This window comes from Cupriavidus sp. CuC1 (assembly GCF_044627735.1).
In the GTDB taxonomy this organism is placed as follows: Bacteria; Pseudomonadota; Gammaproteobacteria; order Burkholderiales; family Burkholderiaceae; genus Cupriavidus; species Cupriavidus ulmosensis.
Genome location: NZ_JBIUHC010000002.1, coordinates 111,288 through 125,039, shown reverse-complemented (window position 1 = coordinate 125,039; position 13,752 = coordinate 111,288). Strand labels below are relative to the sequence as shown.

Genomic DNA, 13,752 nt, shown 5'->3' with positions numbered 1-13,752 from the left:
TCCTGTTCAACCTGCGGCGCGGTCACCCGCGGCGCTGGCCTGCTTGGCAGCGGGCTTGTCTTCCGTCTTGGGCGCGGCGTCGCCGCCAGCGCCGGGTGCGCCGCCGCCTTCGCGGAACTTGCCGGCACGCGCGTTCACGAAATCGCTCGGTTGAATCACTTCACCCGTCTTGTTACCCCAGCTGTTGCGGGTGTAGGTCATGACGGCAGCGAGTTCGGTATCGGAGAGGTGCTTCCACACCGGCATGGCACCCTTGCCTTCCAGCAGGATATGCATCTGGCCGGCATCCGGGCCGTTGACGATCTTGGAACCGTCGAGAGCCGGGAAGGCGCCGCCGCCCTTGCCGTTAGGCTGGTGGCAGACCGCGCAGTTGGCGGTGTAGACCTTTTCGCCGCGAACCTTGAGCTCGTCCAGGGTCCAGGTCTTGTTGGGGTCGTCCGCCTTGGCGGCGAGTTCCTTCTTCTTGCCGTCGACCCACTTGGCGTAGTCGGCGTCGGAGACGACGCGCACGACGATCGGCATGAAGGCGTGTTCCTTGCCGCACAGCTCGGCGCACTGGCCACGGTACACGCCAATCTTCTCGGCCTTGAACCAGGTGTCGCGCACGAAGCCGGGGATGGCGTCCTGCTTGACGCCGAAGGCCGGGATCATCCAGGCATGGATGACGTCGTTGGCCGTCAGCACCATGCGGACCTTCTTGTTCACGGGCACCACCATCTCGTTGTCCACCTCCATCAGGTAGGTGTTCGACTTGGGGGCCTCGTTGTTGATCTGCTCGCGCGGGGTGGTCAGGGTGGACACGAAGGAGATGCCTTCGCCGTCGCCCTTCAGGTAGTCGTAGCCCCACTTCCACTGGTAACCAGTGGCCTTGATGGTGATGTCGGCGTTGGTGGTGTCCTTCATCGCCACGACCGTCTTGGTGGCGGGCAGCGCCATGCCGATGACGATCAGGAACGGGATGATGGTCCAGATCACCTCGACGGTGATGCTTTCGTGGAAGGAGGCCGACTTCGCGCCCTTGGACTTGCGGTGCTTGAACACGGAGTAGAACATCACCCCGAACACGCCGATGAAGATCACGGTGCACATGATCAGCATCATCCAGTTCAGCCAGTGAATCTGCTCGGCGATCTTGGTGACCGGCTCGGTCAGATTGAGCTGACGCACGGCGGGGCCGCCTGGCATGTCTTCCACTGCCAGGGCTGCATGGCTAGTGAGCAAGGACGCTCCCACCAGACACGCTGCGGATGCCTTCTTCCACATTTTCATTTGTTATCTACCCAATTTACAGATTCAAATCTGTCACTCGCCGGACCTCCGCTGCCTCTCAGAGAGAACGTAAAGCCGATGCGAGCTCCTGCGCGAACTTTCGCCGCTTGTACGGGTCCAGAAAACACCCCACCCGCACAGCGCTCTTGCCCGAGCGCAGCAACACCAGCGCCCGTAATGATTCACCCGGTTCGACCCGCACCCACAGCGGGTTGAATTCATGCCGTGTCAGCTGCCCTGCACTGACCGAAACCACTACCAGCCTGCCGTCGACTAGGCTGACGCGCTCGTAGTCCGACGCATGCCGCCCATGCACCAGCAGGGCAATGCCCAGCCCGAGCAGTTCCAGCCCGGCAAAGGGAAGCACGAGCCATGACCCTCGCCACGCGAAGAACAAGGCGATGGCGAGCGAAACACTGACGATCGAGAGGTAAAACCAGCCAACCTGGCGCGGAGACAGCGAACAATTCCGCTTCATCAGCCAGTCTTTGTCCGGCGGGCCAAATCCGTCGGAACCGCCGCCGGATTTGTCTTGCGCCGTCTGGAGTGCGATACCCAAGTCTTGCATCGCCAACCTTGCATCGCCAACAACTCTGCGCTGGATGCACGCCTGGACGATTGCGCCTGGGACGCACCATTGAAGTGCGATTTCGCGCAAATTGTGCCAGGGAGACCACTGCGACAAACTGGCGCATTATAGGGCGCTTCGCCTACTCGGACAAGGCCGCTACTTGGCCAAGGGGCTGGCGCGCGACAAGTTTTTGTGCATCGGCACGGTGCTCGCGATAGCCCGCTTGACTGCGCCGCCGATGCGTGCAGCAGCGGCGCGGACGTTACTTGCGTTGCCGCGCGCGCCCGATCTTGTCGAGTGGAACCACGGCGTGGCCGAGCTCATCGACGGCCTGCTTGCCGCGCGGCGCCAGCTTCCAGGCATGGCCGTAGACGATCTCGAACGTGAGCGGGATCAGTCCCTCGGCATTGCGCTGGCGCTCCAGCGCGGCCAGCAGCGCCGCGTGCCAGCGGCGCCCGCGCAGCCCCCCGCCCTTGCCCGCGGCAGCCGGCAGGCGCAGCCCGCCAAAGGCCTGCACTTCGCGCAGAAGGGTCCGTGGCGACTCATAGGTGATCGTCAGGGTCTCCATGTCCATCACGGGCGTGGACCAGCCGCTGTGCACCAGCATGTCCCCGATATCGTGCATGTCGACAAAGCGCAGCGTATGGGTGTCGCCATCCACTTCGGCAAAGGCGGCGCGCAGTTGCGCCAGCGTATCGGGCCCGAACAGCGAGAACAGGACCAAGCCTTCGTCGCGGGTGACCCGGTGCCACTCCGGGAAGACCCGGTGCGGCTCGGGGTGCCAGTGCAGCGCCAGGTTGGACCACAACAGGTCGAAGCTGGCCGGCGCGAAGGGCAATGTGGCAAGATCGCCCTGCACCAGGTCGAAGGTCGGGCGCTTGCCGAGCAGGCGCCCGAGCCACCCGGACTGGCGCTGGGGATCGCGCTGCACGGCCTCGCGCAGCATCGCCCCGGAAATATCCAGGCCAGCGATCTGCGCATCCGGGTATTGGGCGCGCAGCGCGGCCAGGCCGCGCCCGTGCCCGCAGCCGATATCGAGCGCGCGCACCGGCGCCAGCCGGATCATCTGCATGCGCTCCTGCATGCGCTGGCCGATCTCGCCCAGCAAGAAGTCCAGCTGGCCGAATCCGGCGCTGCGCCGGTCGAAGGCGAGGCGGGTCAGCCGCGTGGGCGGCAAATAGGCATCGGGGGAGTCGGCGTCATGCAGGGACACGGTCAAACCAGGCAGCAAGAAACTAAGAATGTGGATGACGGCGGGCGTGAAGCGTCCGTCGGGCATACGGTGCGCGCGCCAACGGGCGCCACAACAGGATCGCAAGTATACGCGCCCACCGCGAGGCCTGCCGCCGATGGCTCGGACGTGCCCCATGCGCCAGCCACACCCCTGCTGCACCGCCTGGCGCACCCGGGCGAAGGCGCCCTGCGCCATCATGCGCGGCGCTTGCTGCGCACGCTCCTGCCAGCGGCCTGCGCATTGTGCGGCACTGTGCAGGACGAAACCGTCTGCGCAGGCTGCGCGCAAGAGTTGCTGACGCCGCTGCCGCGTTGCCGCTGCTGCGCCCGCCCGCTCGGGCGCATTGCCGGGCCAGGCGCCGCCTCGCTCTGCGCGCAGTGCCGCTACAAGGCGCCGCCTTTCGACGACGCGCTGGTGCTGGGCGACTACGCCAGACCGCAGGACGGCCTGGTGCTAGCCCTGAAATTCGGCGGCGTGCTGCCGCTGGCGGACTGGCTTGCGGGCGAGCTGGCACGCCGCTGGCTGGCCGAATCCGGCACGTCCGGCCTGGCCCTGCCCGATGTGCTGGCGCCGATCCCGCTGTCCGCGCAGCGCCTTGCCGAGCGCGGCTTCAACCAGTCCTGGGAAATCGCCCGGCCGCTGGCGCGCCGGCTGGGCGTGCGCGCCGCGCCGACGCTGCTGGCGAGGCTGCGCGATACCCCGGCCCAAGCCACGCCGGACCTGCCCGCGCGCCAGGCCAACCTGCAGGATGCCTTTGGCCTCGTGCCCGGCAACGACGTGGCGGGCCAGCATGTCGGCCTGGTCGACGATGTGATGACCAGCGGCGCCACCTTGGGCGAAGCGGCGCGGGTCCTGAAAGCCCACGGCGCGGCACGCGTGACGCTGGTGGTTGCCTTGCGCACCCCGTAGCGCACCCGATAGCGCACCCCATAGGCCCGGCGTGACAGGCGGCCCCCGGCAGGGTAAGCTGCCCAGCGTTTCACGGCTGCGGCGCCCCTGGCCCGCCCCTCCCCCATGTTCAATGTCGTCCTGGTCGAACCCGAGATCCCGCCGAATACCGGCAATGTGATACGGCTGTGCGCCAACACCGGTGCGCGCCTGCACCTTGTCAAGCCGCTCGGCTTTCCGCTGGAAGATGCGCGCATGCGCCGCGCCGGCCTGGACTATCACGAGTACACCAGCATGCGCGTGCACGAGAACTGGGACGCGCTGATGGAAAGCGAACAACCCGACCCGGCCCGCATGTTCGCGCTGACCACGCATGGCTCGACGCCCTTCGGCCAGGTCAGTTTCCTGCCCGGGGACTGGTTTGTGTTCGGATCGGAAACGCGCGGGCTGGCGCCGGAGCGGCGCGAGTGGTTTCCCACGGCGCAGCGCATCCGGCTGCCGATGCGGCCGGACAACCGCAGTCTCAACCTCTCCAATACCGTCGCGGTCGTGGTGTTCGAAGCCTGGCGCCAGAACGGCTTTGCCGGCGGCGCCTGAAGCCGCCGCCGAACTTCCTTATTCCGGCTGCACGCCGGCCACGCGGATCACCTTGTCCCAGCGCACCTTCTCGCTAGCCATGGTCTGGCGCAGCGATTGCGGCGCGGTGCCGGCCGGCACGAAATACTGGGCGCGCATCTTGGCGCGCACGTCCTCGCTGCCGATGATGGCCACCAGCTCGCGATAGAGCCGGTCGATCACCGGCGCGGGTGTGCCAGCCGGGGCCAGCACCGCTTGCCATGAGATCGCCTCGAAGCCGGGATAGCCGGATTCCGCCACTGTCGGCACCGCGGGCAGCAGGCTGGTGCGCCCGCTGGTGGTCACCGCGATGATGCGCAGCTTGCCGGCAGTCACCAGCGGCATGGCAATGGCCGGCACCATGAAGCCGGCCTGCACCTGGCCGCCGACCATGGCGGTGGTGATCTGCGCGAACCCCGGATAGGGAATGTGCTGCAGGTCGATGCCGGCGGCCGCCTTGAGCTGCTCCATGGCCAGGTGGGCAGCACTGCCGTTGCCCACCGACCCGTAGTTCAGCACGCCCGGCCGGGAACGGGCCAGGGCCACGAACTCCCGCACGTCATGCACCGGCAGGCGGGCATCCACCACCAGCACATTGGGCGACGTTGCCACCAGCGATACGGGGCTGAGCTGGCGCACCGGGTCGTAGCCGAGATGGCGCGACAAGGTTGGCGCGGTGACCAGCGGGCCATTGATGGTCAGCAGCAAGGTATAGCCATCCGGGGCGGCTCTGGCCACCATGCCGGTGCCGATATTGCCGCCGGCACCCGGGCGGTTTTCCACCACCACGGGTTGGCCGAGCGCCACGGACAGCTTCTCGGTCAGCAGGCGCGCGATCAGGTCAGGCGAAGACCCGGCCGGGAACGGCACCACCATGCGGATCGGCCGCGCCGGCCAGGGCTGGGCGGACGCGGGCGAAGCCAGCGCGGCACCAGCCGCGCCAGGCATGGCGCAGGCGGCAAGGGCTTTCAGGACGCGGCGCCGGGCCGCCATCATGGACTCATTCATCGCGCGCATCCCGCTGGAGCAGCCGCGCCACCGCGTCGGCGGCAGGCAGCCCTTCGAAGAGCACGGCGCATACCGCGCGCGTGATCGGCATCTCGACGCCCTTGGCCGCGGCCAGCGCCGCCACGGCCTGCGCACAGCGCACGCCTTCGGCAACGTGGCCCAGCTCGGCCAGGATCTGCGCGAGCGTCTTGCCCTCGGCCAACTGCTGGCCGACCTTGCGATTGCGCGAGAGATCGCCCGTAGCGGTCAGGATCAGGTCGCCCATGCCGGCCAGGCCCATGAAGGTTTCGATGCGCCCTCCCAGTGCCATGCCGAGCCGGGTCATCTCGGCCAGGCCGCGCGTCACCAGCGCGGCGCGCGCGTTCAGGCCCAGGCTCAGGCCATCGCTGGCGCCAGTGGCAATCGCCAGCACGTTCTTGACCGCGCCCCCCACCTCGGCGCCGACCAGGTCGTCGCTGCCGTAGATGCGCATGGCATGGTGATGGAACGCCTGCTGCGCGAGCTCGGGCAGCGCCGGCGAGGTGCCCGCCACGGTGAGCGCGCAGGGCAGGCCCAGCGCCACTTCACGGGCAAAACTGGGGCCGGTCAGCACGCCGTAGCTGGTGTCATCGAGACGGCCGGCGGCGGTGAGCTCTTCGCGCACCATCTGGTGCGGCAACGCATTGGTGCCGGCCTCGAAGCCCTTGCACAGCCAGAGCATGCGCAAGCCCCCGGTCTGGCTCGCAGCCAGCCGGCGCGTCATTTCGCGCAGGCCCGAGACCGGCGTGGCGACGATCACCAGGCCATCCGGCTCGACATCGGCATGCGCCGCGGCCCGATCGAAATCGGCCTGCACCGCGAGCCGCCCGGACAGCGGCACGCCGGGCAGGTAGGTGGCATTGACGCGGTCGGCGCCGATGCCGGCCAGCTGGGCAGCGTCCCGCCCCCACAGCACCACATCGTGGGTCGCGGCGGCATGGCTGGCGAGCGCGGTGCCCCAGGCACCCGCACCGAAGACTGTGATTTTCATGGCGGTTCGCCTCGCTTGTTCGGCCCCGCGCATTCGTCGCGACTACGCGGGCCGGAAAGACAAAACGGGGCCGAGGCCCCGTCTTTGCAGCTGACTACAGCAGGATCAGTGACGAGCCTGGCTGCCATCGGGCATCACGATGCCGCTGTTGCCGCCTTGCACGGCTTCAGCTTCTTCCATCGCGGCCTGCAGGCGCTGTTCGTACAGTGCCTGGAAGTTGATTTCCGACAGGTGGATGGCCTGGAAGCCGGCGCGGGTGATCACGTCGGCGATATTGCCGCGCAGGTACGGGTAGAGAATGGTCGGGCAGGCAATGCCCAGCAGCGGGTCGAGCTGCTCCACCGGCACGTTGCGGATATCGAAGATGCCGGCCTGATGGGCTTCCACCAGGAACGCAACCTTGTCCTGCACCTTGGTGGTCACGGTACCGGTCACCACGACCTCGAAGATGCCTTCCTGCAGTTGCGAGGCGCCCACGTTCACCTGCACTTCCACGGCCGGCGCTTCGGTCTCGAGGAAGATGCCGGGGGAATTCGGCTGTTCGAGCGACATGTCCTTCAGGTACACACGCTGGATGTTGAAGAACGGCTGGTCTTCCTGCTGATTGTTCTGCTGGTCGCTCATGAAAGGCTTCCGGAAAAATGGGCGTTGGGGGCCAGGCGTACGGGACATTGGCACCGCGGGCGGGATTGGCCCAGGGTCACGGCCCGGGTCGGCACCCGGTTGGGAGGGTAGGGACGAGATCATTCCTGATCTGTCCCCCCCTAAGAACCGTACGTGCGAGTTTCCCCGCATACGGCTCAAGCTTTTCAAAGCCTCACCTCAAATCGAGGGGGCCGGTTTCACAACGGTTACACCATGGTGATGCACTTGAACATGACAGATTGGATGCAGCAGCACACGATTTCCTAGAGCATCCGAGCCGCCGTGAACGCGCTGCTCGATGTGATGGTCATGCCACCCCGTCTCTTTGGTCATCTTGCACTGACACACCGCGCACAAGCCCCGCTGGGACATGTACAACTTAATCCATTGCTTTCGGTGCGACATACTATTCAGCAATCGCTCCTGACGCAAGGTCTCGCCGTACAACTCCTGCTCGGGATCAAAGGGATGGTAGTCCCCTCGAACTTTCTTGTGCCGTTGGATCGGCGTGCTCGCGAGCGAGTACAAATCCTTCCTGCCCTTACTACCATCCTTCTGACGCACTGCGGTTCCGAACACCCAGTTCCGTGTACCGACGGATGCAAAGTACTTCTTGCGCACCCACTCAGCACTCTTCCTCGAGTGACGCCGTTTTGCCCACTTCCATAGAGCCCGGAATACATCGTGCTCCACTCTTGTGAACGTCAACTTGGCGGCTACCGGTTGGTGGTAAAGCGCCCAACCTCGTAGCACTGGATTAAGCAAGTCAATCAACGTCTCTTGCTTAGCCGTCTTGTGCCGGCTGACGATCTCTTTCACCTTGCCATAGAACGCGTTGACGTTCTTCCTACTCGGCTTGATGAGCAGTGTTCCCGAGTACTTCCGGAAACTCCACCCGAGAAAGTCGAAACCTGTGGCGATGTTGACGATCCGCGTTTTCTCCGTAGATAGTGTCAGCCCCCGCAGTGCAAGGAACTTTTCCACCCACGGCTTCACTTCGTGTTCCAAAACCTCCGACGTACTGCCGGTGATCACGAAGTCGTCCGCATACCGCACGACATTCACCTTCAGCTTCCGAACTTGGTTAACACCAAACTTTGTCCTTAGGGACTCCGTCAGGTCGCGCTCCAAACCGTTCAGCGCCACATTCGCCAACGTCGGGGAAATGATGCCTCCCTGCGGCGTTCCAGCATCGGTCGCCTGAAACTGGCCTTGAAACACCACGCCAGCTTTCAACCACTTACGCAGGATCGCTTTGTCCATCGGGACGTTACGCTCCAGCCACTTGTGATCGATGTTGTCAAAGCAGCCTTTGATATCCGCCTCCAGTATCCAAGAGGCCGAAACCTTCCTGGACAGGTTGACGAACAACTGGGCCATAGCATCGTGGGTCGAGCGGTTGATCCGAAACCCATACGAATTCGGATCGCTCCTACCTTCCGACACTGGCTCCAATGCCAGCAGGTATAGGGCCTGCATGGCTCGGTCCAACATGGTCGGTATGCCCAGAGGGCGTTCCGTCCCGTTGGCCTTTGGAATAAAGACCCGCCTTAACGGCAGCGGTCGATACCCCCGACGCTTCAACTGCCCGATAGCTGCCCACCGGGTTTCAGGCTCATCCCACAGCACGCGGTCAACACCTGCTGTCTTTCTGCCACGGTTCTCCGTCACTCGCCTGACCGCCGATGCCTTGGCGGAGAACGAGCGGGTCAGGGACCTCTGTAGAGCTTTCACCCTACGCCAATCCCCTTCCTGTGTCGCCTTCGCAATTCGAATCTGCATCTCTCGAACGGTCCGCTCTACGCGGCGCCAATTAATGGCACCCCAGCTTTGCGGAACGCCGGAGGGCGCAGATTTATCCTTACGGATAAATGCTTCCATGCTGCTCTCCTATCTTGAGGATCTTCCCCAACATCGAGAGACAACATGCCCCTTGAGGGACAGTTGCCCTCAAGGGAAGAAAAATTAAACAAGCGAGATTAGCCAGCCGTCCTGCGACGATTGACCAGTTGGAAGTCTGCCCGCTTTCGCGTGGGATGATGTTTCAACCCCTATCCGGACCATTACAGCCCGGCATTCGCTTTCTCCAACCTCCCATACCCGCACAGCCGACAGCGTTCCTTACGGTTCGCCTGCCCGAGCCATACCGCGCTCCGGCAGCCATACGGGCTTACCACGTTCCCTACACGTTACAAGACTGGGTTAGGACCCGCCTCTCCGCCGGTGGTCCGATGACGACGTATTCCGAGTTTCCAGCGGAATATCCGACCACATACCTTTTGGTTAGTGCCTGTCAGCAGCTTTGGCACCGTCATATTCACGGCGTTTATCAGCAGTTCACTTAGTGTTGCCCATACCAGCCAGCCTAGCTCCTCGACCCCGTTGCTGCTCGGAGCCTCTACCAACCCGCCTCGCGGCAGATTCGTACCCTTGCGGGGGCTACATTGTCAGGAAAGCTTCACACCCCACCGTTACCAGTGACGCATGTCTCCCTAGGCTACTGTCTAGTCGTATAGCAGGTTCTCCATCGGGGCAGTCTCACGACCGTGCACGACCGAACCATAACGTGTAGAGCTTTCGCTCCGGGACCTCCCACAATCCTTACGACATCGTGACTCCATACTGCGGAATCAACTCGACAGGCGCAGACTCCAGAGAGTCAACGTATCCTGCCCCAAAGAGCGTAGCGCCAACCCATCTGGGCCGGTTTAAATGCCATGCTGTGGTCTCGCAACAATCTCTCGAAACCACACAGCCTCCCTTACGAAAGACTGTTTACAGAGAACTCGCCCAAAGGCGAGCGTCCCCGCCTTTGGGCGATGGCTGGAGGTAATCCAGCAAAAGCAAGTGCCGCTTGTCAAATCAGCTTTCGCCAATTCGACATTAGGCCAATGGACTCCCCTAAGCTGTTCGGCCAGGTTCGTCTAAGCAAGTAATGGTTGGGATTGGACGGCTTAGGTCGAGACCCTCACCTTGTCCCAACAAGGTCGATGCCCCTTACGTTGGGGCTACCCGGACACGAGAGTGCGTGTCGCACGAAAACGTATATGGTACATGACGCGGGTGGCGAATTCACCCGCGGCGAGACCGGCGGCGCGTCAGGCTGCCAGCAGCGGCACCAGGCCACCCTGGCGATCGAGCGCCGAGAGGTCGTCGAAGCCACCCACGTGGGTCTCGTCGATGTAGATCTGCGGCACGGTGCGGCGACCGGTGCGGCTCATCATTTCCTCGCGCTTGCCGGGCTCGCGGTCGATCAGGATCTTCTCGATCGCCTCCACGCCCTTGGCCTTCAGAAGGCGCTCGGCCATCTGGCAATACGGACAAACTACCGTGCTGTACATAACAACGCGGGCCATGCGCATCTCCTTGAAAAACGGGAATCCGGAGGTTGGTCGGTGCTCGCAAGCCGGGACAGCCGCGGCTCCGGAGGACATGCTCCCGGAGCCGCTTGGGTCCGCCGCTTACTTGACTACGGGGAGGCCGGCTTGCTGCCAGGCGGCCAGGCCGCCTTCGAGCGAATAGATCTCACTGTAACCGGCTTCCTTCAGGGCTGCTTGACCCTTGCCCGAGCGCTGGCCGGTCTGGCACACGACGATGATGGGGACGGACTTGTCCTTTGCAAGGCTGGCGGCACGGCTTGCCAGGTCGGCAAGTGGCGCACTCTTGGCTTGCGGCAGGTGGCCCTTGGCGTATTCGGTGGCTTCCCGGATATCCACGACCACGGCATTGCGCTTGTTGATCAGCTGGGTCGCGGCGGCCGGGTTGACGGTCTTGCCGGAGGTTCCGCGCGAGATGGCGGGCCACGCCAGCAGGCCGCCCGACACGACGGCGAGGGCGATCAAGGCAAGGTTGTTGTAGTCGGCGAAGAAATTCACGTTGGCATTCCGGTGGGTTGAGTCGGCGGCATTATAAAATAGACGGTTTGGCGCCCGCGACCCGCTATTGTCTCCTAGTTGACACATGTGCGGCGGTATGTGGCAGGGCGCACACAGGTTTCTCACGCTTTGGAAGCAGCATGTACAAACTCGTTCTCATCCGCCACGGCGAATCCACGTGGAATCTCGAAAACCGCTTCACCGGCTGGGTCGACGTCGACCTCACCGACACCGGCGTGGCCCAGGCCAAGCTGGGCGGCAAGCTGCTGCGCGAAGCAGGGCTTGCCTTCGATGTAGCGTACACCTCGGTGTTGAAGCGTGCCATCCGCACGCTGTGGCACGTGCAGGACGAAATGGACCTGATGTGGATTCCGGTCCGCAACGAATGGCGCCTGAACGAACGCCACTATGGCGCGCTGTCTGGCCTGAACAAGGCCGAGACCGCCGCCAAGTTCGGCAACGAGCAGGTGCTGGTATGGCGCCGCAGCTACGACACCCCGCCGCCGGTGCTCGAAGCGGACGATCCACGTGCGGCATACGACGATCCGCGCTACGCTCAAGTGCCGCGCGAGCAGATTCCGCTGACCGAATGCCTGAAGGACACGGTCGAGCGCGTGCTGCCGCTATGGAACGAATCCATCGCACCCGACATCAAAGCGGGAAAGCGCGTGGTAATCGCTGCCCATGGCAACAGCATCCGCGCGCTGGTGAAATACCTGGACCAGATCTCGGATGACGACATCGTTGGCATCAACATCCCCAATGGCACCCCGCTCGTCTACGAGCTGGACGCCGACCTGCGCCCGCTGCGTCATTACTACCTGGGCGACCAGGAAGCGATCGCAGCCTCCCTGGCCGCCGTGGCGAACCAAGGCAAGGCAACCTGAGGCCCGGGCCGGACGAGCGCCCCAAGGCTCGCCCGGCCGCCTCATGCAGTGGACCAGGCCTTTTTTGCTGCTCCCTCTTATACTGTCGGACAAATCCGGTCGGTGCGATGCGCCAGGCCGGCTCCGACACAGCACAATCCTCACACGTTCAGGCAGCCCTCATGCGTAAGACGCTCAAGAACATCAGTCTTGTTACTGCCGGACTCGTTGCCGGCGTGCTCGCCACGCTGCAACTATCGGCCACCGCGCAGAATTCGCCGGGGCCGCTGCCGCTGGAGCAGTTGCGCTTGATGGCCGACATCTTCGGCCAGATCAAGCGGGAATATGTCGAGCCGGTGGATGACAAGAAGCTGCTGACCGAAGCCATCAAGGGCATGGTCGCCAGCCTGGATCCGCATTCGGCCTACCTGGACGAGAAGGACTTCAAGGAACTTCAGGAAGGCACGCGCGGACGCTTTGCCGGCCTGGGGATCGAAATCTCGCAGGAAGAAGGGCTGGTCAAGGTGATCAACCCGATCGAAGACACCCCCGCCTTCCGTGCCGGCATCCAGCCCGGCGACCTGATCACCCGCATCGACGACAAGCCCGTGCGCGGCCTGCCGCTGGAGCAGGCGGTCAAGCGCATGCGCGGCGAGCCGGGCACCAAGGTCACGCTGACCATCTATCGCAAGAGCGACGAACGCACCTTCCCGGTGTCGATCACGCGCGCGGAGATCCGCGTGCAGTCGGTCAAGGCCAAGCTGATCGACAATGACCGCCTCGCCTGGGTCCGCCTGACCAGCTTCCAGGAACGCACGGTGGCCGACCTGGGCAAGAAGCTGGACGAACTGGCCCAGAAGAACCCCAACCTGAAGGGCGTGATCCTGGACCTGCGCAACAACGGCGGCGGCGTGCTGCAAGGCGCCGTCGGCGTGGCGGCAGCCTTCCTGCCCGACGACGTGACCGTGGTCTCGACCAACGGCCAGGTGCCGGATGCCAAGCGCGTCTACAAGACCACGTTCAACAATTACCGGCTGTCCTCGCTCGAGGACGATCCGCTCAAGGGCCTGCCCGCGCTGTACAAGAAGATCCCGATGGTGGTGCTGACCAACGCCTACTCGGCGTCGGCCTCCGAAATCGTTGCCGGCGCGCTGCAAGACCACAAGCGCGCGCTGATCATGGGCAAGACCACGTTCGGCAAGGGCTCGGTGCAGACCGTACGCCCGCTCACCAACGACACCGGCATCAAGCTGACCATCGCGTACTACTACACGCCGACTGGCAAGTCGATCCAGGCCAAGGGCATCCGCCCGGACATCCCGGTCGACCAGAACCCGGAAGGCGATCCTGACGACGCGCTGATCACCCGCGAGATCGACACCGAGCGCCACCTGCACAACAAGCAGGAATCGGAAGAGCCCGAGATGAACGAGCGCGAACAGCGCCGCGTCGAGGAACTGCGCCGACTCGAGGAAGAAAACGCCAAGAAGACGCCGGAAGAGCGCGACAAGGAACGCAAGAAGAAGCCGATCGAGTTCGGCACGGCCGAGGACTTCATGCTGCAGCAAGCCATCGCCCAGCTCGAAGGCCAGCCGGTCAAGCGCTCCAAGTCCAAGCTCGAAGCCGTGGCCACGTCGGACAAGCCGGCCAAGCCGGCGGCCAAGGCGGCTACCCCGGCCAAGCCGGCCACCAAGGCACCGGCCGGCGCGCCACCTGCGAGCGCCCCGCTCGGAACACCGCTGGGCACGCCGACCGGCAAGGCTCCCTGAAAT

Annotated in this window: 13 protein-coding genes; 4 read left to right on the top strand and 9 right to left on the bottom strand. The window is 64.3% G+C overall.

The features are described 5' to 3' along the window. Positions 1–6: 6 nt before the first annotated feature. The 3 genes from coxB to ACGLHR_RS01365 form a co-directional block, all read right to left on the bottom strand. Positions 7–1,269, bottom strand: coding sequence for a cytochrome c oxidase subunit II (gene coxB / locus ACGLHR_RS01375; protein WP_318231609.1), 1,263 nt, complete (start codon positions 1,267–1,269; stop codon positions 7–9). A gap of 58 nt (positions 1,270–1,327) precedes the next feature. Next, complete coding sequence (locus ACGLHR_RS01370; RefSeq protein ID WP_400091493.1) at positions 1,328–1,837, bottom strand: DUF2244 domain-containing protein; 510 nt, start codon at positions 1,835–1,837, stop codon at positions 1,328–1,330. Between the two features lie 265 nt (positions 1,838–2,102). After that, complete coding sequence (locus tag ACGLHR_RS01365; protein WP_400091440.1) at positions 2,103–3,119, bottom strand: methyltransferase domain-containing protein; 1,017 nt, start codon at positions 3,117–3,119, stop codon at positions 2,103–2,105. On the opposite strand from ACGLHR_RS01365, the gene ACGLHR_RS01360 reads away from it, so the two are divergent. Next, on the top strand, positions 3,042–3,983 hold the full coding sequence (locus tag ACGLHR_RS01360; protein WP_400091439.1) for a phosphoribosyltransferase family protein: 942 nt from the start codon (positions 3,042–3,044) through the stop codon (positions 3,981–3,983). The two genes, ACGLHR_RS01365 and ACGLHR_RS01360, sit on opposite strands and share 78 nt — an antisense overlap. A gap of 105 nt (positions 3,984–4,088) precedes the next feature. Further along, positions 4,089–4,559 (top strand): tRNA (uridine(34)/cytosine(34)/5-carboxymethylaminomethyluridine(34)-2'-O)-methyltransferase TrmL, encoded by a 471-nt coding sequence (gene trmL, locus ACGLHR_RS01355; protein ID WP_400091437.1) that lies wholly within the window; start codon positions 4,089–4,091, stop codon positions 4,557–4,559. An 18-nt stretch (positions 4,560–4,577) separates the two neighbouring features. On the opposite strand, the gene ACGLHR_RS01350 is transcribed toward trmL, so the two are convergent. The 6 genes from ACGLHR_RS01350 to ACGLHR_RS01325 form a co-directional block, all read right to left on the bottom strand. Next, positions 4,578–5,570, bottom strand: a complete 993-nt coding sequence (locus ACGLHR_RS01350; protein ID WP_400091492.1) for a Bug family tripartite tricarboxylate transporter substrate binding protein — start codon at positions 5,568–5,570, stop codon at positions 4,578–4,580. A gap of 7 nt (positions 5,571–5,577) precedes the next feature. Continuing rightward, positions 5,578–6,594 (bottom strand): NAD(P)H-dependent glycerol-3-phosphate dehydrogenase, encoded by a 1,017-nt coding sequence (locus ACGLHR_RS01345; RefSeq protein ID WP_400091436.1) that lies wholly within the window; start codon positions 6,592–6,594, stop codon positions 5,578–5,580. 105 nt (positions 6,595–6,699) lie between these two features. Next, the gene (gene secB, locus ACGLHR_RS01340; protein WP_267605373.1) at positions 6,700–7,218 is read right to left on the bottom strand and encodes a protein-export chaperone SecB; all 519 of its coding nucleotides are present in this window, start codon (positions 7,216–7,218) and stop codon (positions 6,700–6,702) included. A 198-nt stretch (positions 7,219–7,416) separates the two neighbouring features. Then, a complete protein-coding gene (gene ltrA / locus ACGLHR_RS01335) occupies positions 7,417–9,120 on the bottom strand; it encodes a group II intron reverse transcriptase/maturase (RefSeq protein ID WP_400091434.1) in 1,704 nt (567 codons plus the stop codon). Positions 9,121–10,337: 1,217 nt separating this feature from the next. Then, positions 10,338–10,595 (bottom strand): glutaredoxin 3, encoded by a 258-nt coding sequence (gene grxC / locus ACGLHR_RS01330; RefSeq protein ID WP_043343338.1) that lies wholly within the window; start codon positions 10,593–10,595, stop codon positions 10,338–10,340. Between the two features lie 105 nt (positions 10,596–10,700). Further along, entirely contained in the window at positions 10,701–11,114 is a 414-nt protein-coding gene (locus tag ACGLHR_RS01325; protein ID WP_006159481.1) for a rhodanese-like domain-containing protein, read from the bottom strand. Between the two features lie 140 nt (positions 11,115–11,254). On the opposite strand from ACGLHR_RS01325, the gene gpmA reads away from it, so the two are divergent. Beyond that, the gene (gene gpmA, locus ACGLHR_RS01320; RefSeq protein WP_267605370.1) at positions 11,255–12,001 is read left to right on the top strand and encodes a 2,3-diphosphoglycerate-dependent phosphoglycerate mutase; all 747 of its coding nucleotides are present in this window, start codon (positions 11,255–11,257) and stop codon (positions 11,999–12,001) included. Between the two features lie 161 nt (positions 12,002–12,162). Next, positions 12,163–13,749, top strand: a complete 1,587-nt coding sequence (locus ACGLHR_RS01315) for a S41 family peptidase (protein ID WP_267605369.1) — start codon at positions 12,163–12,165, stop codon at positions 13,747–13,749. Positions 13,750–13,752: the final 3 nt, after the last annotated feature.